This window comes from Emergencia sp., from assembly GCF_048465375.1.
In the GTDB taxonomy this organism is placed as follows: domain Bacteria; phylum Bacillota; class Clostridia; order Peptostreptococcales; family Anaerovoracaceae; genus Senimuribacter.
Genome location: NZ_DBFWLQ010000008.1, coordinates 73,251 through 96,512, shown reverse-complemented (window position 1 = coordinate 96,512; position 23,262 = coordinate 73,251). Strand labels below are relative to the sequence as shown.

General features: G+C 43.6%; 23 protein-coding genes and 1 pseudogene. 12 read left to right on the top strand and 12 right to left on the bottom strand.

The window, feature by feature from the left end; translation table 11 throughout:
• Nucleotides 1-319: 319 nt before the first annotated feature.
• The 4 genes from ACMQ5W_RS06745 (at nt 320) to ACMQ5W_RS06730 (ending at nt 4,350) form a co-directional block, all read left to right on the top strand.
• A complete protein-coding gene (locus ACMQ5W_RS06745) occupies nt 320-1,270 on the top strand; it encodes a dimethylarginine dimethylaminohydrolase family protein (protein ID WP_419024388.1) in 951 nt (316 codons plus the stop codon).
• A 2-nt stretch (nt 1,271-1,272) separates the two neighbouring features.
• Complete coding sequence (locus tag ACMQ5W_RS06740) at nt 1,273-2,013, top strand: TSUP family transporter (RefSeq protein WP_419024386.1); 741 nt, start codon at nt 1,273-1,275, stop codon at nt 2,011-2,013.
• A 17-nt stretch (nt 2,014-2,030) separates the two neighbouring features.
• Entirely contained in the window at nt 2,031-3,422 is a 1,392-nt protein-coding gene (locus ACMQ5W_RS06735; RefSeq protein WP_419024384.1) for a Na+/H+ antiporter NhaC family protein, read from the top strand.
• Nucleotides 3,423-3,807: 385 nt separating this feature from the next.
• On the top strand, nt 3,808-4,350 hold the full coding sequence (locus tag ACMQ5W_RS06730; protein WP_419024382.1) for a YgjV family protein: 543 nt from the start codon (nt 3,808-3,810) through the stop codon (nt 4,348-4,350).
• A 41-nt stretch (nt 4,351-4,391) separates the two neighbouring features.
• Here ACMQ5W_RS06730 and ACMQ5W_RS06725 read toward each other — a convergent pair whose 3' ends face one another.
• The 3 genes from ACMQ5W_RS06725 to ACMQ5W_RS06715 form a co-directional block, all read right to left on the bottom strand.
• Nucleotides 4,392-4,655 carry a hypothetical protein gene (locus ACMQ5W_RS06725; protein ID WP_419024381.1) on the bottom strand — a complete coding sequence of 88 codons (264 nt, stop codon included), beginning with the start codon at nt 4,653-4,655 and terminating at the stop codon, nt 4,392-4,394.
• A gap of 74 nt (nt 4,656-4,729) precedes the next feature.
• A complete protein-coding gene (locus ACMQ5W_RS06720; protein ID WP_419024379.1) occupies nt 4,730-5,284 on the bottom strand; it encodes a DUF1062 domain-containing protein in 555 nt (184 codons plus the stop codon).
• A 169-nt stretch (nt 5,285-5,453) separates the two neighbouring features.
• Entirely contained in the window at nt 5,454-5,735 is a 282-nt protein-coding gene (locus ACMQ5W_RS06715; RefSeq protein ID WP_148490632.1) for a CD3324 family protein, read from the bottom strand.
• Between the two features lie 579 nt (nt 5,736-6,314).
• Here ACMQ5W_RS06715 and ACMQ5W_RS06710 point away from each other — a divergent pair.
• Together ACMQ5W_RS06710 and ACMQ5W_RS06705 are read left to right on the top strand one after the other, a co-directional pair.
• Nucleotides 6,315-8,582, top strand: a complete 2,268-nt coding sequence (locus tag ACMQ5W_RS06710) for an ATP-binding cassette domain-containing protein (RefSeq protein ID WP_419024377.1) — start codon at nt 6,315-6,317, stop codon at nt 8,580-8,582.
• A gap of 4 nt (nt 8,583-8,586) precedes the next feature.
• Nucleotides 8,587-11,025, top strand: a complete 2,439-nt coding sequence (locus ACMQ5W_RS06705; protein WP_419024375.1) for an ATP-binding cassette domain-containing protein — start codon at nt 8,587-8,589, stop codon at nt 11,023-11,025.
• Nucleotides 11,026-11,091: 66 nt separating this feature from the next.
• On the opposite strand, the gene ACMQ5W_RS06700 is transcribed toward ACMQ5W_RS06705, so the two are convergent.
• The 8 genes from ACMQ5W_RS06700 to ACMQ5W_RS06665 all read right to left on the bottom strand — a co-directional run bounded on the left by ACMQ5W_RS06700 (nt 11,092) and on the right by ACMQ5W_RS06665 (nt 17,987).
• Nucleotides 11,092-12,450: an acetyl-CoA hydrolase/transferase family protein gene (locus ACMQ5W_RS06700; RefSeq protein WP_148490637.1), complete on the bottom strand. Its 1,359-nt coding sequence runs from the start codon at nt 12,448-12,450 to the stop codon at nt 11,092-11,094.
• A gap of 730 nt (nt 12,451-13,180) precedes the next feature.
• Nucleotides 13,181-13,486, bottom strand: a complete 306-nt coding sequence (locus tag ACMQ5W_RS06695; RefSeq protein WP_002304425.1) for a hypothetical protein — start codon at nt 13,484-13,486, stop codon at nt 13,181-13,183.
• An 85-nt stretch (nt 13,487-13,571) separates the two neighbouring features.
• Nucleotides 13,572-14,945, bottom strand: a complete 1,374-nt coding sequence (locus ACMQ5W_RS06690; protein WP_002304423.1) for a site-specific integrase — start codon at nt 14,943-14,945, stop codon at nt 13,572-13,574.
• Between the two features lie 4 nt (nt 14,946-14,949).
• Complete coding sequence (locus ACMQ5W_RS06685) at nt 14,950-15,573, bottom strand: helix-turn-helix domain-containing protein (RefSeq protein WP_002304420.1); 624 nt, start codon at nt 15,571-15,573, stop codon at nt 14,950-14,952.
• Between the two features lie 117 nt (nt 15,574-15,690).
• Nucleotides 15,691-15,927 (bottom strand): helix-turn-helix domain-containing protein, encoded by a 237-nt coding sequence (locus ACMQ5W_RS06680; protein ID WP_002304418.1) that lies wholly within the window; start codon nt 15,925-15,927, stop codon nt 15,691-15,693.
• A 6-nt stretch (nt 15,928-15,933) separates the two neighbouring features.
• On the bottom strand, nt 15,934-16,341 hold the full coding sequence (locus ACMQ5W_RS06675; protein WP_002578938.1) for a type II toxin-antitoxin system PemK/MazF family toxin: 408 nt from the start codon (nt 16,339-16,341) through the stop codon (nt 15,934-15,936).
• Between the two features lie 514 nt (nt 16,342-16,855).
• On the bottom strand, nt 16,856-17,161 hold the full coding sequence (locus ACMQ5W_RS06670) for a helix-turn-helix transcriptional regulator (RefSeq protein WP_002304413.1): 306 nt from the start codon (nt 17,159-17,161) through the stop codon (nt 16,856-16,858).
• 262 nt (nt 17,162-17,423) lie between these two features.
• Entirely contained in the window at nt 17,424-17,987 is a 564-nt protein-coding gene (locus ACMQ5W_RS06665; RefSeq protein ID WP_002304412.1) for a hypothetical protein, read from the bottom strand.
• A gap of 286 nt (nt 17,988-18,273) precedes the next feature.
• Here ACMQ5W_RS06665 and ACMQ5W_RS06660 point away from each other — a divergent pair, with 286 nt between their 5' ends.
• A complete protein-coding gene (locus ACMQ5W_RS06660) occupies nt 18,274-18,723 on the top strand; it encodes a helix-turn-helix domain-containing protein (protein ID WP_002304411.1) in 450 nt (149 codons plus the stop codon).
• A gap of 51 nt (nt 18,724-18,774) precedes the next feature.
• Nucleotides 18,775-19,329, top strand: coding sequence for an ImmA/IrrE family metallo-endopeptidase (locus ACMQ5W_RS06655; RefSeq protein WP_002304410.1), 555 nt, complete (start codon nt 18,775-18,777; stop codon nt 19,327-19,329).
• Between the two features lie 162 nt (nt 19,330-19,491).
• Here ACMQ5W_RS06655 and ACMQ5W_RS06650 read toward each other — a convergent pair whose 3' ends face one another.
• Nucleotides 19,492-19,869, bottom strand: coding sequence for a helix-turn-helix domain-containing protein (locus ACMQ5W_RS06650; RefSeq protein WP_002578940.1), 378 nt, complete (start codon nt 19,867-19,869; stop codon nt 19,492-19,494).
• 233 nt (nt 19,870-20,102) lie between these two features.
• Between ACMQ5W_RS06650 and ACMQ5W_RS06645 the strand changes: the two genes are divergently transcribed.
• The 4 genes and pseudogenes from ACMQ5W_RS06645 to ACMQ5W_RS06630 all read left to right on the top strand — a co-directional run bounded on the left by ACMQ5W_RS06645 (nt 20,103) and on the right by ACMQ5W_RS06630 (nt 22,880).
• Complete coding sequence (locus tag ACMQ5W_RS06645) at nt 20,103-20,420, top strand: helix-turn-helix domain-containing protein (RefSeq protein ID WP_010729536.1); 318 nt, start codon at nt 20,103-20,105, stop codon at nt 20,418-20,420.
• Nucleotides 20,380-20,481: pseudogene (locus tag ACMQ5W_RS06640) on the top strand (peptide-binding protein); the annotation flags it as partial. The gene ACMQ5W_RS06645 and the pseudogene ACMQ5W_RS06640, both read left to right, overlap by 41 nt.
• 46 nt (nt 20,482-20,527) lie before the next feature.
• Nucleotides 20,528-21,265: a 23S rRNA (adenine(2058)-N(6))-methyltransferase Erm(B) gene (erm(B), locus tag ACMQ5W_RS06635; RefSeq protein WP_271728148.1), complete on the top strand. Its 738-nt coding sequence runs from the start codon at nt 20,528-20,530 to the stop codon at nt 21,263-21,265.
• A 364-nt stretch (nt 21,266-21,629) separates the two neighbouring features.
• A complete protein-coding gene (locus ACMQ5W_RS06630; protein WP_002578771.1) occupies nt 21,630-22,880 on the top strand; it encodes a Cfr family 23S rRNA (adenine(2503)-C(8))-methyltransferase in 1,251 nt (416 codons plus the stop codon).
• Nucleotides 22,881-23,262: the final 382 nt, after the last annotated feature.

Below are 23,262 nucleotides of genomic sequence, written 5' to 3'. Positions count from 1 at the left end.
CAGTCGCAAACGCTCCTTTCGCTGTCCGTTTCGCCTAGCCAGCTAAAGCTGGGGCGAAAAGGCAAAGAACGCACCTTGCGAAGGGTCGCTCCTTGGGCGACATGCGGAAATAGGAATCTTTGATTCCGTCATTTCCACGTTTTTTATTATAGTATAGTGGCGTACATTTTTTTTACAAGAAGAAAATAATTATTTTACAAAATGTGCCGCAAACCGGAACTGAGAGACGGTAGCACCCTATTTTCCTACGAAAAAGTGTTGGCACAGCTTTTGCTCATATATCTGTTAAGTCAATAGAATTGGAAAGGAGACATAAAATATGTACGACACATTAGAGAAAAAAGCCTTTGACCCCTTGGGCGGAGACAGATGGTTCCCAAAAGAAACTTGGTTTGAAGAAGATATGACTGAATATTGGGGAGACTGGGGCTGCCATTCAGAGGTTGATGAGCTGAAAGCTGTTTTGATGCGAAGACCGGGAAAGGAAGTCGACGATTTTGACTATCGTGAAGTGAGATTCCGCACGGAGATTGACCCTGAGCGATTCAGAGCACAGCACGATCAGCTGGCTGATTTTTACAGGAGCAAAGGCATTGCCGTCCATTATGTGGAAGAGCAAAGAAAAGACCGGCCCAATGCCTTGTTCTGCAGAGATCTACTTCTGATGACGCCAGAAGGGGCCATTATCTGCAGACCGGCTATGGCGGCAAGAAGAGGCGAAGAGACGGCTGTAGCGAGAGCTGTCGCCAACTTAAACATCCCCATCATCAAGACCATTAACGCGGACGGCTATTTTGAAGGTGCAAATGTCATGTGGGTAGACAGAGAGACCGTAATTTTGGCGATTGGAGCCAGAACCAACAGAGCAGGGGCAGAGCAGGTGGCCGAGGAACTGAGAAGAATCGGCGTCAAAGAGATCATCTATATGCAGACACCTTGCGGGCAGGCGCACATTGATGGCGTGTTTAACATCGCCAGCCATGACCTGGTCTACATGTATCCATCCCAAGTTCCATACAGCGTGGTCGATACCATGAAAAAGAAAGGTTATAAGATCTTGGAATGCCCGGATACCAGAGAGTGCAAGGAGGGCTTCAGCGTTAATTTTGTCGCGATCAAACCGGGGGAAATCGTCATGCCGGCGGCCAACGAAAAGTCCAGGGAAATTTTGGAGAGCAACGGTGTCAAGGTTCATGTGATAGAATATGACGAGGTTGTAAAAGCCTGGGGCGGTATGCATTGCTGTACAGCTTTCCTGAAAAGAGGTTAACGATGAACAGCATGCCGGCATTACTGCCGTCGATTTTTCTGCTAGTCGTTTTTTTCTGCGGCTATTTTATCCAACAGATTACAGGATTTGGCGCGGCAATCTTCTGCCTCCCCTTTGCACTGCTCGTGCTGCCGAGAGAAGTCTTTATGCCCGCGGCATGGCTTTTTACGGGTGCCCAGTCTGTTTTTATTCTGATTCGCCAGAGAAAGAAAGTAAACGTCCGGCAGCTGGTGGTTGTACTCACCTTGGCGGTTCTCTTTGGATCGATGTCGGCGGATTATCTTATGGACCATGTTTCTGAGCAGTTGATCAAAATCTGTCTGGCCCTGTTCATCATCATGAATTCGGCTTATGAATTGTCTGGAATATACAGAGGGAAAAAGGAGAAGGGGCTGAAGCTTTGGCACTACCTTTATCCAATCGGAAGCGGAGCGCTGCAATCGGCCTATGGTATCGGCGGGCCTTTGCTGATCGCCTTTTTGAATAAAACAATTGAGGACAAGGATGCACTGCGCAGCACTGTGTGCGGCTACTGGGCGGTACTGAATACTTTTCTTCTGGGAAAGTATCTCATTTCTGGACAGATGACAAGCGTATCGACCGCAGTCTGCCTGATGCTGCTGCCAGCAGTCATCGCCGGTGGCTTAGCAGGCAGCCTGGTACTAAAACGGATTAACCAAAGAACTTTTTCAGTGGCAGTTCACTGCGTGCTGATGGGTTCTGCGATTTTTATGATTATTTAGCAAAGAAAGGAGCAAAAATGGAATATGGAATCTTATCAATTATTCCTACAATTGTTGCAGTAGGATTGGCCCTTACCACAAAAAATGTCTATGTGTCATTGCTGTTGGGGCTTTTTATCGGTAATGTCATCGTATTTGATGGCAATATTCTCTCTGGAGTGGACGGCATCATCAAATCAGTTGAAACGGTATTTGCCGATGGAAGCAATTTGACCACCATGCTGGCAATCTCTCTAATGGGCGGCATGATTCTGCTGATTCAAAAAGCGGGCGGTGTCAACGGCTTTATCGACTTTTTGACGGTACGGACATCGCTGATCAGATCAAAAAAATCAGCCAACTTTATCACCTGGCTCATCGGTATCATCGTATTTGTCTCTGCAAACATGAGCAGCCTGATTGCCGGGTCTATTATGAAACCTGTCAACGACAAGTACCTGACTTCACCTGAAAAGCAGGCCTTTATCGTACATACTGTTTCAGCACCTGTCTGCGCCTTGATTCCTTTGAGCAGCTGGGGTGCTTATATGATCAGCGTGTTAGAGAATTCGGGCGTCGAGGGTGCTGCTGGAGTCATGATCAAATCCATACCGCTGTCCTTTTATGTCATCCTTGCAGTGGCAATCGTGCCGATTATGATTTTGACTGGTTTTGACTTTGGACCGATGAAAAAAGCGGAGCAGCGCGTCATTGAGGAGGATAAGCTGGCAAAGGCCAGCGGCGTTTACGAAAAAGGCGAGGATGAGAAGACGACGACCTGTCTGCTGTTGATTCTGCCTGTGGCAGCTATGATTGCAGTGACCATTATTGGTATGTATATCACTGGCGATGGAAATATATTAAATGGAGCTGGCATGAGATCCTTCTTATGGGGTGTATTGTCCGGCATCGCTATTGCTTTCATCATGATTTTGGCTAAGCGAGTGATGACATTCAAAGAGGCCAGCGCGGCACTGTATGAGGGATGGATAGGAATGCTTCCAATTATCATCATCCTGACCTTTGCTCTGGGACTGGGAGACCTTGTATCGACCTTGGGCACGGGAGCGTATTTGGCCAATGCCTTCTCAGGCATTTTGAGTCCGGCGCTGCTGCCGGTTATCGCCTTTACCATCGCCTTGATTATTTCTTTCTCCACTGGAAGTTCCTGGGGGACGATGGCGGTAGTGCTGCCTCTCGTCATGCCAATGGCATTCACCATGGGGACGAGCATTCCCCTTCTTGCGGGAGCGGTTTGGAGCGGCGGTCTGTTCGGAGACCAGTCATCGCCAATTTCCGATACGACTGTAGTGGCATGTTCTGCAACAAAATGTGGGATTGCGGAGCACATCAGAAGCCAATTTCCATATACATTGTCCGTTGCACTGATTTCTGCTGTGCTGTATGTGGTTGTCGGGTTTATTATGTAAAATTCTAGAAGATTTTTTTAAAGATGCAAAGGGGCGTCGCGCAGATGGATTAATCCGCTGGCGTGATGCCCCTTTTCCTGTTTTTGCCGAAAAGGCGTTTTTTTATTGATTTGGAAAAAAGTAATAGAGCAAGCAGTTGCAGTGTTTAGCGGCGTTTTTTAATAATAAATCGGAAAATTTTAATTATGAATGTCTCAAATACAATGGTTTTGAGAGTTTTTCCAAAACAGTCTTTTTTGTGATTTTATGCAAAAAAGGCCGCAACATAATACCGATGAAAATTAAAACCTGATGCAAATATGGATAAGCGGATAACAATACTTGACAAAACCGGCGATGAGAAGTAATGTGTTTGTACACAGAGAGAACTATAAGGAGGGAGCCAATGCATGACATACTGATTCAGGCAATTGGATATATAGGTGTATTGCTGTTTATTTTTTCTTACCAGATAAAATCCAATCGAGCGTTGTTTTTCTGTCAGATATTGGGCAGCGCGCTGTTTTGCCTGCAATTTTTTCTGTTGAATGCCTTAAGCGGCTGTCTGAATTTGATGGTCATCATGTTTCGAAACGGCCTGCTGATGTGGTACGACAAATACTCGTGGGTCAGATGGAAAGGATGGATCGTGATTTTATCAGCAGTATGCACAGTGATTCTCGTTTTCACATGGAAGGGCGCCATCAGCCTGCTGCCTTTTGCAGCATTGATTGCAAGCAATGTCGGATACTGGACAAATAACGCACAAAAAATACGCCTGTCGAATCTGGCGTGCGCTTCGCCGTGCTGGCTTTTATACGATATCCTTGTCGGCTCGTGGGGCGGCGTACTCAATGAAAGCATTACCCTGGGGTCCATAGTCCTTTCCATTTACCGCTATGGCTGGAGAGCCATGGGAGATCCGAATTCAGAATTTCAAAAAAGATAAAGCGGGGCGCTGCATTAGAATCGAACTCAATGCGGTGGCCCTTATCTATGCAAATAAAGTGCTGCTGCGACGACAAGGAAAGCGGATAAGAATATCATCATCAGCTGCGTTTTACCATGCTTTACATGGCGGAACTGTTTTGCGCCAATATAAATGGAAATAGAAATGAAGACTGTACCGATTAAGACTGCAGAGTATATGAAGAGCTGCTCCGTAAGGAGGAGTTTAGAAAGCAGAAAACAGATAGCAAGACAGAGAATGACGATGTACAGTACCATTTGCTGCTTTTTTTGTAACTTATTCATGATTTTAATCACATCCTTTCATAAAAGTCACTGACATCATTTTATTCTATTGCCCACCGATATATGCCCTGTCCTTACGGAAGAAATACGATAACTGTTTCCAGATTCAGTTTGCTTTTTAGCAGGTTTCGATCAGAGCGATCTTTGATCCGTCCGTTTTCAACTAGTTCCTTATAAGCCTTTTGTGAAAGATGCAATTTCTTCCTGAGAACTGCGGAGATTTTGATTGGTAAAATATATTCACTTATCAATTTCACTTCGGCATATTCTCCAGTGATGATATCATCGCCGACAACTGAAAATTCAGGCAGCTCACATTCTGTCCCGCTTTTGTGGAGAAGTTCAGAGTTGAACGCGTAGTTCCTAGCCAGAACCTGGTCGTTTTCCTGAAATTGATTGAGCTGCTCTGCTGTCAAAGCTTGTGGAGAAATGCGGGAATAGATTGTCGCATTCCAAGTTGTATTACATTTTGTACATTTATAAATCAACCATATGTCTAAATATTGTCGCTGTGCATTGACGCGAAACTGGTCAGAGGATTTAAAGTGCGTTTTTTTCCCGCATTTTTTACAGTGTCGATAGACTAGCGGCGTTGAATCGTATTGTATTTTCCAAATTAATTTTTTCATGATTTTAGTGTAGCATGGAAGTATGATAAATCCGACCTCATACTTTCTTCATAATTAAAAGTGGGAAAAAGGAGGCGCTTCTGAACTTACAAATATTGAGAACTGCTATCGCCGCAAAAGAAAACTGCTGCCCGAGTAGATTATTGATCTACCTGAGCAGCAGCTTCGTTTATTCAAGTTGTTCTTTTTTTAACTGCCCGACGATTCGTTGGATACTCTTGAGAGATAGGAAATATTTCTCGGCTAATGAGCCCATCTGCTCTCCGGCTTGATAATCTGCAAAGATTTGCCTATTTCGTTCCCTCAATTCCTGGCGAATTGACGTGGTTGCACCCCAGTCTTTTTTGTTATCAGAAATTCTTGGAATGTAGAGAAATTCTCCATCTATATACTCTTGCACTTTTTCCAGCAAGTCCTGCGGCAGTATGTGTGTTGCTTTCTTATAGCCCATCTCGCGCTCCTCATTTTAGTATTTCAACGGGAAGAGCAAGCACTATCTACAACACGTATTTCATTCCTAACGGCTGCGATAGTCTTGCTTACGCGGCCATAACGATAGGATTAAGCATAAATTGTCAGCCTCCTTGTTCAAAGTATATTCGTGATAAAACTTATTTTAACATGGGATCAGGAATGGGAAAACCCCATTTTTACTTAAGAAAAGAAAATGAGACATGAGTGCATAGGCGGCTTTGCCGCCGTCATGCATTTGTGATTTCTTAATACGGAGAAGAGGGAGCGGAGCTGCCTGGTTCGGAGTATCAACACTCGCTTCGCTCACTCCTCCAGTCGCTAACGCGCCTTTCGCTGTCCGTTTCGCCAGGCCAGCTAAAGCTGGGGCGAAAAGGCAAGGAATGTACCTTAATCGTCGTCACGCCGTAAGGCTGTGACATGAGTGCATAGGCAGCTTTGCCGCCGTCATGCACTCATTTCTTACAATTCTCTTACGTTTCTTAAACTTCGTCAACTTTCGTAGATTTTTGTGCCCTTAGTATGCTATATTAAGATATCCAAAGAAAGGGGAACGAAAATGTTAAGATTAGAACGTGTATCAAAATTCTACTCTGGGAACGGGCTGGTATCCACAGGATTCAGCAAAGTGGACCTGGAATTTGATATTGGCGAATTTGTCGCGATCACTGGTGAAAGCGGCAGTGGCAAATCCACCCTCCTCAACGTAATTTCCGGTCTGGATTCTTACGAAGAGGGCGAAATGTATATTATGGGGCAGCCAACTAGCGGATACTCCAAGGAGGATCTGGAAGATTACCGTAAGAAGTATATCGGCAGCATTTTTCAGACTTTTAATCTGATTAACAGCTATACCGTCTATCAGAATGTTGAGCTAGTCCTTTTGATGAGCGGATATGACAGGAGCGAGATCCCTGACAGGGTTAGGGAAATTATCGAGCAAGTGGGCTTGTCCGACTATGAGAAGACAAAGGCTTCTAAACTTTCTGGCGGTCAGAAGCAGAGGGTGGCCATCGCCCGCGCTTTGGCCAAAGAGACACCGATTATCGTAGCTGACGAACCGACAGGAAACCTCGACAGCAAATCGGCAGCAGAAATCATTAAGCTGCTTCACCAACTGTCAAAGGACAAATTGATTATTGTCGTAACCCACAACTATGACCAAGTGGAACCTTATGTGACGAGAAAAATCGCCATGCATGACGGCAGAGTGGCGGAAGACAAGCGGCTGAGAGTGACTGCCATGCAGGCAGATCAGAAAGAAACCGAAATAAAGACTGCAAAAGCGGATTCGCTATCTTTTAGCAGTATGGCCAGGCTGGGTGTCCGAAACACCTTTAATATACCAGCAAAGTTTTTGCTTCTTTTAGTTGTATTTATTTTTTTGTGCTCAGCAGTCTTTGCACAGTATTCCTCGTTCATGTATATGGGGGAAATGACTACTGGCGGTTTTAATAACTACTTTTCGGATACCGAGAAGAACCGCATTCTTGTAACCAAACCAGGTGGCAAAGAGTTTACTGATGAGGATTATGAGAAGATTAAGAAAATCGACAATGTGGATAAGATTGTGGAATACGACCTGCTGCTCGATCTTGTGGCAAACGTGACTGATGACAGCGAAAAGGGCGAATATTATGTGACGACAAAGTTAGGGGAAGCCGCAGATTATGCAGGTCAGCTGGAAGAAGGCAGAATGCCGAAAAACAGCAACGAAGCCATTATAATCTGCCCGAGAGACCAGTATGCCGCGCAATTCATGGATGTGATTATGGATAAAAAAGCGGAAGTCATGGATCAAAACAGCGGCAATGCCATCATAAAAGATAAAGTGAAAATCGTAGGCTATGGATATATGACCGAGGAACAGCAAAAAGTCCTGGAAGAGAGCGACATCTACCTGGAAGGTTACTTGTGTGTTAACGATGCCACCATGTCAAATATCAGGCTGGCAGCCCTGGAACGTTATTGCACACAGGAAATCGAATTGGCAGATCACATCGCTGAGGGTAATTCCGCGGCCGGGGTTATGCCGATCCGCGCCTCTTCAGAAGTTCCTAAAGGGGAGATATACGTATCAGAGGATGTGGGCGCCATGGCAGAATCTGATGCTGTGGGAAAAGAACTGAAGCTGACCAATCAGAGCCTGTACTTTGAAGATACCTTCAAGTTCAAAGTCGGAGCTGTATACAATAAGAGTAATTTGAGTTATTATCTGGATCGTGACGATTTTGACGCGATCAGTGGCACTTTGTTCATCAACCCAGAAGATTACAGCACGATGTTCAATAAAGGAAACTTCCAGTCCAGCGTCATCGTCAGTGATTATAAAACAGCAAAGGAGACCGCTGGGAAAATTGAAAAGGCCGGATTCGATACGTTTAACGTCAGCGACGGCGTAATCAGCTATTCTCAGGGATTTGACATTATTCAGGAAACACTGAGAACCATTATGCTAGTGGCAATGCTGTTGGTGCTCTTCTTCATCACGTACTTTATTACAAAGCTGATCTTGAAGTCGAGAAACGTCTACTTCTCCACGATCAGAATGCTGGGTGCCACAAAGGCCAACTGCAGTTCTCTGCTGAAGACAGAGCTGTTTGCAGTATTTAACATCGCATTCTTCTTCTGCATGCTGATAATCATGCTAGTTAAGACCGGCGTGGTGCAAAATGATACGCTGATACAGATGGCATCCTTCCTGACTGCAGGCGACTATATCATCCTGTACGTGGTGCTCTGCTTGATGTCTATTTTGCTGGCGGCCAGATACGCGAGACAGTTATTCAAGAAAACTGCCATGAACGCATATAAAGAGGAGGTGTAACGGGATGATTAGATTAACAAAGGTAAACAAGTATTTCAACAAGAAGAAAAGCAATGAGATCCACGTTATCAACGATACCTCCATCGAACTTGAAAACAAAGGGCTGGTTACGTTCCTGGGCAATTCCGGCTGCGGAAAGACCACTCTGCTTAACGCCATCGGCGGTCTCGACAAAGTAGACAGCGGGGAAATTTATATCGACGACGACAGGATCACGACAAAATCCAACGGGAAAAAAGATGAGATTAGAAATGTCAGCGTCGGTTATATTTTTCAGAACTACAACTTGATTGAGGACGACACGGTCTTTGACAATGTGGCTTTGGTGCTGAAGATGATGGGCATTAAGGACAAGAAAGAAATCGAAGAACGGGTCATGTACATTCTGAAGAGAGTGGGGATTGACAAGTACAAGAACCGTCCGGCTAAGATGCTTTCCGGCGGAGAACGTCAAAGAGTCGGTATTGCCCGTGCCATCGTCAAGAACCCGAAGATTATCATTGCCGATGAACCGACGGGGAACTTGGACAGCAAAAATACCATCGAGATTATGAACATCATCAAAGCGATTTCCAGAGAAAAGCTGGTCATTCTGGTCACTCATGAACGGGAAATTGCAGAGTTTTACGCATCGAGAATTATCGAAATCGTTGATGGTAGAATTGTCAGCGACAAGGAAAATGCCCATAACGATGAGCTGGACTACAGGCTGGAGAACAAAATCTATCTGCAGGATATGCCTGTTCAGAAAGAACTGATACAGGATAATGTCAAGGTCAGATATTACAGTGACAAAGAAGATGCACCTTTGGAGATTAAGGTTGTTGTCAGAAACAACAACATTTATTTGGAAACGCCTAAGGGGATGGGAGAAGGCTCCGATGCCGTGGAACTGATTGACGACCACTACAAGAAGATTTCCAAAGATATCTACGAGGACTACGAATTCGATTACGACAAGCTGATCGACGAGAGTTTCAAGCCGCATTACACCTCCATCTTTAACTTGGGAACCCTCCTGGTCAATGGATATAAGAAGATTTTTTCCTATTCCATCATCAAAAAAATTCTATTACTGGGATTCGTGCTGGCCTCCATGTTCTCCATCTATGCAGTCAGCAATATCGCCGGCATCACTAACGTGACTGACGACAAATTTGTGCAGGTCAATCAGAACTATCTGACGATAAACACGGCAAAGCTGAGCCCTGCTTTCTATGAAAAATATGAAAATCGGGAGGATGTAGACTACGTTCTTCCGGGGGACTCCAACGCTAGTTTCATCATGCCTATTGACGATTACTATCAATCGGCAGGCGCCATGACCACGGTCAGCGGTTCGCTTTCGGACATCGACATGGTTACAAAAGACAGTTTGATTGCTGGAAAGCTTGCTGACAGTGAGAGGGGAATCATCATCGACAAAATGGTCATCGACAGCATTCTCGGTAACTATGAGGTACAGCAGGTGGGCATATCCACCTATGAGGATTTTGTCGGTCGAAAACTGGAGTTGAACAGATTGGGAGAATTCACCATTGCCGGTATCACCGACCAGGGCAGCCCGTCGATTTATACAGAGAAAGACCTCTTCATCGACATCCTGTGCAATCAGCCTTCTAAAGGCGCTGAGGATGAACAGGGCATGGAGGATGCAGAAAGCACAGAAGATCAGGTAGTCAATTATGATTTGGTCAAGAAGAATGAAGATATTCAGATTACCAGTGGCAGTGCCCCAAAGAACGACTATGAAGCTTTGATCAATGAGAATCATCGGTTTGAAGCCGCTATCGGCAGTGACCTGGATGTGAAGATCAACGGGAAAAAACTGACCGTCTGCGGTTACTATTCTGACAAACGCCAAGGAGACAATATCTATGTCACTGCAAAAATGGCGAAATATTATTATATCGGTAGTCAGAAAAGTATGGTTCTCTCACCGAAGGATAAGTCAGCGACCTTTGATCAGCTCTCCTCTCAGAATATCAAAATTACAGATAACTATGAGAACAGCAGGGAGCAGTATATCGACAGTATCAAAAAGCAGGTTATGGCGACATTGCTGGTATGTGGAATCATTCTGATCATCTCGCTTATAGAGATTTACTTGATGCTCAGATCCTCATTCCTGTCGAGAATCAAAGAAGTCGGCGTTTTGAGGGCCATCGGTCTGAAGAAAAAAGATATCTATAAGATGTTCGTAGGTGAAATTATTGCACTGACTACGTTGACTACTTTGCCGGCTATGGCGCTGATGGCGTATATATTGAACGGGATATCAAAAGTACCGATGATCGGGGAACAATATTTGATGAATCCGGCAGTATTTTTAATCAGCTTTGCCATTGTGGCGGTGTTTAACCTGGTTGCAGGACTGCTTCCTGTCTTCAACACGATGAGGAACACACCAGCTGAAATCCTGGCGAGAAACGATGTAAATTAATCATATACAACAAAAGAAGCTTCGGACGGAATTCCGCCCGAAGCTTCTTTTGGTTTGAGATATATTTTAGAATGTGCATTTGCTGGTGTTTTTCCAAATTCCATTCTTTTCTGCGGCTTTGATCAGGTCTTCTCTGAAATCAGGGTGGGCAACGTTAATCAGGAGTTCTGCTCTCTCCCAAGTCGATTTCCCTTTCAGGTTGGCTACGCCGTACTCTGTAACGATCATATGGGTAGCACTTCTCGGCGTCGTTACAATAGATCCCGGAGTCAGCACTGGTGCGATGAGAGATTCCTTTGTTCCATCTTTCAGTGTTCTGGTTGAAGGGGTACAGATGAAGCTCTGGCCTCCTTTTGAATGATAGGCGCCCATGACGAAGTCAAGCTGGCCGCCGGTTCCGCTGATATGCTGATATCCTCCGGACTCGGAACATACCTGTCCGTAGAGGTCTACCTGGATACAGCTGTTGACAGAGACAAAATTGTCCATGCTGGCGATGACGCCTACATTATTGACGTAGTCTACTGGCGCACTGCAGCAGAGCGGGTTGTTGTCGATAAAGTCATATAGTTTCTTTGTGCCGCCAGCAAAGGTGTAAACTAAGGAGCCTTTGTTGGTGGCTTTGTTATTCGTTAATTTTCCGGCATTGAACAGTTCAACATAAGCGTCGACCAGCATCTCTGTGTGGCCGCTGATGTTTTTTACATCGGAGTCAGCCAACATCTGACCGATGCAGTTTGGAAGACCGCCGATACCTAACTGAAGAGTGCTGTCGCTGCTGATTCTTTCCACTACGTGTGCTGCAATCTGTCTGTCGATTTCGGTAGCCCCCTTGGTCGGAAGTTCTGCCAAAGTCTCATTGGAGCCTTCTACGATATAGTCCACATCTGCCAGATTCACCTGTGTCTGGAATCCTTGTGCGAGAGGCATATTTTCGTTGACCTCTACGACAATCTTCTTGGCGCTTTCAATGACACCTCTCATATCGGATACCTGAGGTCCCAGGTTGAAATTGCCGTTCTGATCCATCGGCGTTACCTGGAACATGGCTACATCGATACCGCAGTCGTTGCCCAGCCAGTAAGATGGCAGTTCGTTAAAATTCATCGGTATATACCAGCATCTGCCTTCTTTGCACATTTTTCTGTCAGCACCGCTGAAGTGAGCGGATTCAAAACGAACCTGTTCATTGGACTGGGTCGCCAGATAAAGCTTGGACGGTTCTTTTCTGATGGTGATACAGCTTAAAATATGTACGTCTTTCAGGCTATCGGCGCGTCTTGCCATGGCCTCATCCAGGTCTACGGGGCTGCCGCAGCCTGTTCCATAGTGAACTCTGTCACCCGGCTTTACGATGGCAACAGCCTCGTCTGCTGTGACTAATTTCTTCTTGTACTCGTCTGCGAGTGTGGAAACCTTATACATTAGATCTTCTCCTTTTAACACATACTTATTTTATCTAATAAATAGGAAATAGCGTCTGACGACGATATTTCCATATAATACAAGGTGGTATCCTTGCGAAAAACTGTTTGTTTACTTTTTAACAATTGCTCTACACATTTTACTACATTACCGACTGGTAATCAACCTTAAATTCATAAAGTTCTGGCTTTTTTATGAAACATCTTCCATAAGCCAGTCTTATTGACAGGTGAATCCTATAAAAAGAAGCCGTCTTAAACCTTGTAATTGAGGTTTAAGACGGCTTCTGCTGGTATCCCCGGCCAGAATCGAACTGGCAACGACGCTTTAGGAGTAGACCCGATACGACATCGGGAAGTGGCATCTAATGCTTAAAAATGCTTGGAAATACAAGGTTTTTCAGCATTTCAAATCCCATCTGATACTACGCTGTGATAGCTAATTCAGAGGGATTTTACACCGTCCGATTGGCTCGAAATTAGCAAGTCTTTCGATTTTTGGTGGACGTTGCAAGTGCAAGTAAATGTCACTATGTAACTTCTCGTGATGCGAAATGATAGGAAATCCTATTCATTCTCGTGTGAGGGTGCGGGTGTCCTTAGACACAGATTTCAGTCTGTTTTATATATCATTTCAAAATGAATTTTTCAACCAGAATTATTAAGAATTTCAAAGGTTTTTCAGACTCAATGATTCTATGTAATTTAGACCCGCCGAAGCAGGTCTTTTTTTATTTCAGCATAATCTCTCTATCCTCAGCGCCGAGCATATAAGCACCCTTGGCAAAAGCATCCCTTGCAAGAAGCTCTGCTACATCAACCCTATCGAACAGCATCCATATTTCTTTTTCTTTCGGAGTCAGTTCATGGCTATGGTCAAACAAATGCTCAAGTCCCAATCCTTCAAGCAATGCCGACTTTGCTGCTTTGTATTCCTCAGCTCTGCCAACATATTCGTCGTTCCTTTCCTTGGAAAATGCCTCGATATTGTCAGCTCTCAGATGCTCGTAATACTCGTCCATAAAGATTCTATCCATACTCGTTGACCTCCATAACAAAAAAATAAGGGCAGACCCTTTTACAGCTATTGTAGCTATGTAAAAGGATCTGCCCTTGCAGTTACTATAATGTTTTTGCCAGCGACTTCAGGAGTGCTGCCATTTCCGGATTTTGCAGAAGCTTCAGAAGAAGTTCTTTATCATCAGCGGAGCTTTCCGTTGCGGCTGGTTGAACCGGCTCAGGCGTTGCCTGTCTGCCTGAGTAGAACGCAGCTTCCATTCTTTCAGCGTTCAGTCTGCGGTCATCGTCGATGATATGGGAGTAAACATCCGCTACCATCTTGACCTGTGCATGACCGGAATCGCCTTGAACGGATTTCATATCGCCGCCGTTCAGCTTCAGCTTGTAAGTGATACTGGAATGTCGGAGACTATGGAAAACCACTTTCGGCAGTCCCTTCTCCTCAATCAGCTTATTGAAAGCACGGTTGATAACCTGCCCCTCAATCGGCTTGCCATTGGAAGAACAGAAAACCAGATTGAAGTCTACGAACTCGTCACCGAAAAGGTCTTTCAGTTCTTCGATGTCAGCCTTTCGCTGTACCAACATTTCCGCTACGGTTTTCGGTAAGAACACCTTGCGGACACTTGTTTTGGTCTTAGGAGTTTTGAGAACCAATGCGGTATGCGTACTGGCGAAGGTCGGTGGGAACTTGAACATGATGTCCTTACCGTCCAGATCTGCCATCGCTTCACGATTTACTCTCTGCAACTCCTTTTCAACGAAGATGCTTGCCTGACCAAGTTCAATACTGGTGGGGGAAATGTCAATACAGTCCCAGGTAAGCCCCAGAAGCTCGCCCATTCGCAGGGAACAGGAGAAGGCAAGGTTAATAGCCAGACGAAGAATATCATCGTCACAGGCTTCCAGAGCCTTCTGGAGCACTTCTGCTGTCCAGATATCCCTGGTCTTGTGTTCTTCTTTCGGCAGCGTAGCGTGCTCCACAGGGTTTCTGGTCATCAATTCCCACTTGACCGCTTGATTGAAAGCATTTCGCAATGTCTTGTGAACCTCTCGGACAGTATGCGGAGTCAGATATTCTGTACGGGCTTTTACATACTTAGAAGAAACCGCTTTGACAGAAAGCAAATCTCGGTAATACTTGTCCATGATTCTCGGCGTGACATCCTCCAGCTTCATATCACCGATGAGGGGACGAATATAGTTTGCAATCAGGCTCTTTCTGCTTTCATAGGTAGACATCGCCCAGGTGTTCACACCATAGATTGACATATACTCATCCAAAAGATCATTGACGGTTTTAGCAGAAGGGGGAATAAAGGTTCCGGACTCCTGCTCATATTCAACCTGCAACTTCCTTTTCTTTGCTTCGGCATTCGTTTCAAAGGTTTCCCACTTCTGACGCTTGTTGCCGTTCTCATCGGTGTATGTATAAACCACAGAATACTTCTTTTTTCTCTTAACGATAGATGCCATGTAATCAGCTCCTTTCCTGTCTATCTTCCGCTAACTGGTAGCGGGTCTGATTGTGATACCATTTTTCAAAGCTCTCTTTGGTAGCTCGCTTATACCTGCCAACCTTGATAAGCTCAAAATCTTCATTGGCAACGATATAGTAAATGGTCTGACGATGTACCCCAAGCATTCTTGCCATTTCCGGCAGACCGTAGGTGGATGCCATAATATCTGCATCCAGTTCCTGATCCTCTACCGTGCGGTAATCGGTTTGAGAAGCATACCATCTTTCAAAGCTCTCCTTTGTCACTCTGCGCTTGCCCAGGACATCGACCACATCAAAATGCCCTTTGGCAACCAGTTCGTAAGCAGTCGCTTCTTTCAGCCCAAGGCGCTGTCCAAGCTCCTCCATTGAATATGTAGTTTTCTTCAATTCCTCGCCGGGAGGGGTTCCATCGACCTTCTGGTATTTGAACTGATTGGCATACCATTCTTCAAAGCTGTCGATCATCACCCTCATGGTGTTGCCGACAAGAATGGTTTTGAAGTAATTCTTCTTAATGAGCCAGTATGACTCCGTTTTACCAAGACCGAGCATCCTGCCCATTTCCAGAACAGACATACTCGTGCGTTTTCTCATTTCCGCCATCGTACAACCTCCTATGTAAAAAATGTAGCCATGTGTTTCTTGTCATGGCTACATTTTATCGAACTCTCAATATGTTTTGAAGTTTGTCGCCGGGTTGTACGACGCCCTTGACAAATCTTACATTTGATGATCCAACCACTCATCAAAACTCTTTTTGGAGATTCTGATACTGCCACCGATGCGGACGCTATGGAAAACTTTCTTTTTCACAAGGTTGTATGCGCTGGTTCTGCTGATGCCCAGAATATCCTGAATCTCATCAACCGTATAGGTTCTCTTATCAAACTGAACTGCGTTAGCAGCCATCGCTTCTTCGGTGCGCTGATTCATGGCAGCGATTCTTTCTTCAAACATTTATGTTCACTCCTTCGCTCTCTTTGCTTTATGTTTTGGGGAACGCTTTTTCAGCTGTTCCATTGCCAGGCTGACAGATAAGGCTTTCTCAATCGCTACCATTTCACGGGGCGTTACCTTACCTAAGTAATTATCAATCCTGCTTTTATCAATGGTACGAATCTGTTCCAGCTGAACAACGGACGCTTCTTTGAATGCAGGATTGTCGTAAATAACAAAGTGCGTCGGCATATTCGCTTTCTTATGGATTCTGGTGGTGACCGTTGCCACAATCAATGTGGGAGCGTGTTTATTACCGGTATCGTTCTGAATGACGATAACCGGACGGATGCCGCCTTGTTCCGACCCAACTACCGGGTCCAGCTTGGCGCAATAAATATCACCACGGCAATATACCCAATTTTCTTTCATCATGTGCCATGACCTCCTTTCGTTGGCTATGTAATAACTGACTGCCAGAAAGGAATCAGGCAGTCAGTCCAAAAGTCTATGTGTCCCATATTTGCCACGCACCCCTGGGAAAGAGGGCTTACGCCCTCAGGGAATCACCGAACGACTGATTGCGAATCAGTTCCATAGGAATCTAACCTCTGCCGGGTTCTCCGCCAGCTCCGTAGAGAAGTATCTTTAATCCTGTTGCTTTCATGGCCGTATTGGGAGCAACCCAATATTTACAAGCCAGTATTGATCGCTGGCATCGGGAGAGAGACAAGCGCTTAATTTATAGAAGAAAGTCGTTCTGTTTCTCTATCCGATACGTCTCGGCGTACCGCTGATGTGGCTGATGCTCTCGCACCGGCAACAGGAACGTATTCGATGACTGTGTATTCAGTTTTCAAGGATCAAGCAGCCGATTTTCTTTGGCTGTATCTAAATTGTACCTGTTCCTCATGCAAGTTTTTATTGCCTCGTAGGTATAGTTTTGAGGTTATTCACGACCTAAAAATATGTAATCAAGGGTTGTCTCAAAGCGCACAACCAGTTCGATTGCCAAATCAATAGAGATACCTCTGTTGCCGGTTTCAATTCGTGCAATGGTGTTTGCGGCAACACCTAACTGCTCCGCAAGCTGTTCCTGTGTAAGCCCATGTTCCTTTCTCAAGGCTTTAATTCTTTTTCCGCTTTCAACCAAGTCGTAATACATTTTCGTTCCTCCGTGTTTTTGAATTTGTGAAGTTGCAAAATCAAAAACAGCGGGAGGAGATCGTGCCCGATTCTCAATACCCTTTGCCATCTGCCTGTCCTCCTTGCAGGCATAAAAAAAGAGCCGGAGTAAATTACTCCAAGCTCTCGTTCATGCCTTTGTGTTAATTATGGGGGAAAATAGGCAGGTATAAAAAAAGCCCCGTACCCATTACAGGCACGAGGCGTAACTCTCTCTATTCAATTTTATGCCGCTATCTCCCAGCATAGCCATTTTAACACTGGACAAGTCGGACTTTCAGTAGGGGAACCGTCGTATTTTCATCGGATTTTAGTCGGACTAAAATCCTGTCTTAGCATTCACAATAACACAATGCTTCTTCCTCCCGGGCACTTTCCAGGAAATCTTTCAATTTAGGAATGGCTGTTCCCCAAAGTGACAGACCAAATAACAGTATCGCTTCTTTCTTTCGGTCATAGTAGGTGCTGCGTTCCATATTCAAAACCTCCAGCATTTCTGATTCCCTGTACTTGAAGCGGTTGAGATATGCCTTTGAGATAATCTCACAGTACAGAGCGCCTTTATCTGGATATTCTCTGATTTTCAACATAGCCATATCTACCAGTTCAATGATCCACTTTGTCTCAAATAAGCTGCGAATGCGTTCTTCAAATCGTTCTCTCGCTTCATCCGGAGCAAAGTTCTCCAGATAAATCAATGCACCATCTAAGCTGTCACCGTAAGTACAAATAAGGGTATCACATACATCATTCGCACGATCAATGGTAGACCAGCACACCTCTCGATATATGGATAAAATCAGCTTTGCTCTTTCATACAGAACCTTCTCGTCAATGTTCTGCATCCGGCAAAGCATTCGAATACTGCTTAATACCTGTGTATTATATCTGCTCATTCAGAATCTCCTTTCAGCCTAATCCATAAAATAAGAATTCCTTTCTAACTCCTGTCACTTGGCTAAAGGGAAACAAATACCATGGGACAAGAATGACTATAACTTCCGATATTTGATTAAAATAACAGAAGTGAAATCGGAAGTTCTTGACTTTATAAAAGTTCCGATATATAATTAAGCGGAATTAAAACTTCTGTTATGATTCTTATTATAGCATTTTCCAGAAGTTTGTCAACAAATAATCGGAAGTTACGAATAAATATTTTTTGAAAGGAAGGATACTACCATGACATTTGGAGAAAAAATTAAAGAAGCTCGTTTGGCTATGAACCTATCTCAAACGGAGCTTGCCCAGATGACCGGCATTTCCGAAAGATCCCTTTACACCTATGAGCAGCTCGGAACACTCCCCAGAAAAAGCAACATCAGAAAACTTGCTGAAGCACTGCATATCTCTGTGTCCTATCTTTTGGACGAATCTGAAACGGATAGCCAGAGCCATATAGATCAGGATATGTTTATTTTAGAGGCAAAGGAAAACTTCGGTTCAAAAGGAGCAAAAGAAGCTCAGGAAGTGTTGGGTCGTGTAAATTCTCTGTTTGCCGGTGGAGAATTGGACGAGGACGCAAAAGATGTATTCTTCCAGGCGATTATGTCAGTTTATATGGACTCTAAGAAAACAGCACGGGAAAAGTACACTCCGAAGAAATACAGAAAGCATAAAGATAAAGAGTAAAATCCTCAAGCACAGAATATGTTTTCTGTGTGCGATTCGGAGGTGAAGCAAATGAAAACGGCAGAGCATATCATTGAAACTGTCGATAAGCTTGTGCGAAAATATCACACCAGAGACCCTTACGAGCTATGTCAGCTGTTAGGTATCAAAATCCACTATTACGATTTACAGAAGAAATTGAAGGGCTTCTTCTATTACCAGTCCAGACAAAAGAATATCGTGATAGATCACAATGTGAACGGTATCCTGGAGCGTATATTAGTCGCACATGAATTAGGACACGCTGTCCTGCATACAAAAATCGCTATGATGCACGGCTTTCAAGAAATGGAAGTTTTTGATGATAGATCAATCGAAGAAAATGAAGCAAACTTCTTTGCGGCGGAGCTTCTGTTAGAAGATGGGAAAGTCCTGGAATGCCTTTCGGAACACACATTTTTTGAAACGGCTAAAATGCTCTATGTACCGGCAGCATTATTAGACTACAAATTCAGCCTGCTCCACGAAAAAGGAGAGCTGGTAAATTCGATGTATATTCGTAAAGCAGATTTCCTGAAAGAAGATCTTCATGCCTACGATAACGACATTGGTTATGGCGATATATGAATATCTATTTTTATATCTTTACAGAAAAAGTCCACCAGTACGATGCGTAGTGCATCATGACTGGTGGACTTTTTGCTTCTTAAAGAATCAGTATATTGTGCTGCAAAAAAGAACCCCATAGCAGTTCACTCTGTACCGTCAATGGGCTTCTTTTTCATTATATCAATCAAGCTCCGCTTTTTTTATCATCTCTTGCTGGTCAATCAAGACATCAATCAACTTTCCTACGGTTATCAATGTTGTTACATTACACTTTTTCAGTTTTGCAGCAATCTCATTATCAATGATGCTGTCGCATTTTGCATATGGGGTATCCAGTAAAAAATAGTCAAAGTTCTTTTCCAAGACGAATGCCAGTTTTAGAAGCATTGCCAAAGAAACTTTCGTCTGTCCAACTTCAACATGGCTCATATGATTGTTCGAGCAACCAACCAACGCACCCAAATCAGCCTGACTATAACCCTTTTCCAGTCGGGCAGCTCTAATGCGCTGACCAATCTTAACGTAATCAATTTCCGGTTGCGTTTCAATCACCTCCATGCTGTGTATGATTCTGCTATACATTATAAAATGTACCAAAAATCTCAACAACCAACATCGGGTGCAAGTTGCATTTATAAATGCAATATGATAAAATTTTATAGGCAGATTGCATTAAATGATAGAATGAAAAGAACCCCAAGACGACAATATGAGCTATCTTGAGGTTCTTTAAAATAAAAAATTCGTAGAGTACATTACTCTACGAAAGAGTATACCCAGGAGGAGATTTATTGATTCAATTTGTAGGGCGAGATGCTTATAAGCAGTTTTGGAATTTTAGTAAAGATGAGAAAGAGAACTTGGCCACTCAATTGGCGATTGAGTTACCCGCACTCAGAGGAAAAGTTGGTGCATCACAAGAAGAAATTGCTTCGGCTGTTGGTATTTCACGACAAACTTATAGTGCCTACGAAAATCGGACACGCCCAATTCCATGGAGTTTATATCTAGCACTATTGTTTTATTTTGATTACATTCCAAGTACACATTATATGATTCGCCAGCTTGAATTATTCCCAAATGAAAGAAGTTATGGAAATAAGACTTAGAAGCAAACTTAAGAGTGTGTTGATAGTGCAGTATCTTAAAATTTTGTATAATAGGAATTGAAGTTAAATTAGATGCTAAAAATTTGTAATTAAGAAGGAGTGATTACATGAACAAAAATATAAAATATTCTCAAAACTTTTTAACGAGTGAAAAAGTACTCAACCAAATAATAAAACAATTGAATTTAAAAGAAACCGATACCGTTTACGAAATTGGAACAGGTAAAGGGCATTTAACGACGAAACTGGCTAAAATAAGTAAACAGGTAACGTCTATTGAATTAGACAGTCATCTATTCAACTTATCGTCAGAAAAATTAAAACTGAATACTCGTGTCACTTTAATTCACCAAGATATTCTACAGTTTCAATTCCCTAACAAACAGAGGTATAAAATTGTTGGGAATATTCCTTACCATTTAAGCACACAAATTATTAAAAAAGTGGTTTTTGAAAGCCATGCGTCTGACATCTATCTGATTGTTGAAGAAGGATTCTACAAGCGTACCTTGGATATTCACCGAACACTAGGGTTGCTCTTGCACACTCAAGTCTCGATTCAGCAATTGCTTAAGCTGCCAGCGGAATGCTTTCGTCCTAAACCAAAAGTAAACAGTGTCTTAATAAAACTTACCCGCCATACCACAGATGTTCCAGATAAATATTGGAAGCTATATACGTACTTTGTTTCAAAATGGGTCAATCGAGAATATCGTCAACTGTTTACTAAAAATCAGTTTCATCAAGCAATGAAACACGCCAAAGTAAACAATTTAAGTACCGTTACTTATGAGCAAGTATTGTCTATTTTTAATAGTTATCTATTATTTAACGGGAGGAAATAATTCTATGAGTCGCTTTTGTAAATTTGGAAAGTTACACGTTACTAAAGGGAATGTAGATAAATTATTAGGTATACTACTGACAGCTTCCAAGGAGCTAAAGAGGTCCCTAGCGCCTACGGGGAATTTGTATCGATAAGGGGTACAAATTCCCACTAAGCGCTCGGGACCCCTTGTAGGAAAATGTCCTAAGTGCGCATGGCAGAGCTTGACGCTCTTGCGGAATTATCACCGGAAGAAAGAGAGCTTTATATTCGTTTGAATGAAAAATATAATTGTCGCTTGATCGAGAAACTTTATCGCATTATGGACGAGGTGAACCAAGACAGGAAAGATTGCGATTAAATAAGAAGGAGAAAATATAATTATGTCCAAGTATAAAAAAATGAAACAGCTCATAGCGGATATGCGCTTACCTGAGTATCGTTATAAGCAACTGCTTGATGCTGTGTTCCTACAAGGAATTATGCGTTTTGAAGATATGAAGTTGCTTCCAAAAACGCTGCGCGAAAAGTTGGTGGAGCAGTTTGGTGAAACTGTTGTGGAGATCAAGGCGATCCATCATGAGAAATCAATGCAAACTGACAAGGTGCTGTTTGAACTGTCGGACGGAAACCGTGTGGAAACGGTGGGTCTGTTTTATAAAGAGGGCTGGAACTCCTTTTGCATTTCATCTCAAAGCGGTTGCGGCTTCGGTTGTAAGTTTTGCGCAACAGGGACTTTGGGATTACGCAGAAACTTGACTGTGGATGAAATTACCGACCAAATCCTATATTTTATGCAACAAGGATGCAGTATCAACAGTATCTCTTTTATGGGAATGGGAGAGCCGTTCGCTAATCCACAAGTTTTTGAAGCCCTGCATGATCTGACCGCCCCGGAACTGTTCGGGCTGTCCCAGCGACGCATCACCATTTCGACTATCGGTATCGTGCCGGGTATTCAAAAATTGACAAGAGAATATCCGCAAGTCAATCTGGCCTATTCCCTCCACGCACCTACTGACCGTCTGAGGGAAACGCTCATGCCAATAACTAAAACATACCCCCTTGGTCAGGTACTGGATACATTAGATCAGCACATTCGGCAAACAAATCGCAAGGTGTTTTTGGCATACATCATGCTAAAGGATGTCAATGACAGCGACAGACACGCAGAGCAACTTACCAAGTTGTTATTCAAACACAAAAAGTATTTGCCACTATACCATTTAGATTTAATCCCATACAATCAAACGACAGTTACGGAAACTATGGTGCCCTCAAGCCACACACGAATAAAGGCCTTTTGCCGTATCATTCATAATGCAGGAATTAGCGTCAATATCCGAACGCAATTTGGCTCCGATATTAACGCTGCTTGTGGCCAGTTGGCGGGGGCCTACCGTGACGATCAAAAACAAGGAGAGAGAACAATGTCCGCTATACAAGAACAGTCTTTTGAATGGCTCTTGTGTCCTGTGTGCAAGAGCAAAACACGACTTAAAATCCGAAAGGACACGATACTTGACAATTTCCCACTCTTTTGTCCCAAATGCAAAAGTGAAATGCTTATCTGTGTCAAACAATTTCATATATCTATTATCAAAGAGCCAGACGCACAGACGCAGAGCCGATAATCCGTAGCCCTTGGGTGCGAGTTATCGGCTCTTTTGTTTTTTGGGGCGGGTATCAATCAAAGTTACCGCCTTATACGATGACTTTAGGAGGAACACGGCGGTTTCCATGGAGGGATCGTCGTGTTCATTTTGCTTTTTCACACTACCCGTGATTTTCACCTGCTAAAAAAAGCGTAGTTCTCCCTCCGGGATCGTCCGATCATGAACATGAAATATTCCAGTACATATATGTAAATAAAACCTTTCCTCATGTTTGAAAAGCTGATCGAGAAATAAAGCACACAACGGTATTCTTTCTTTTTTCAGTTGGTACATTTTGCAGTCTGTAACGTGTCATTTACTGTTTGTTACCTTAACATATCCAGTCGAAAACACAAGGGTA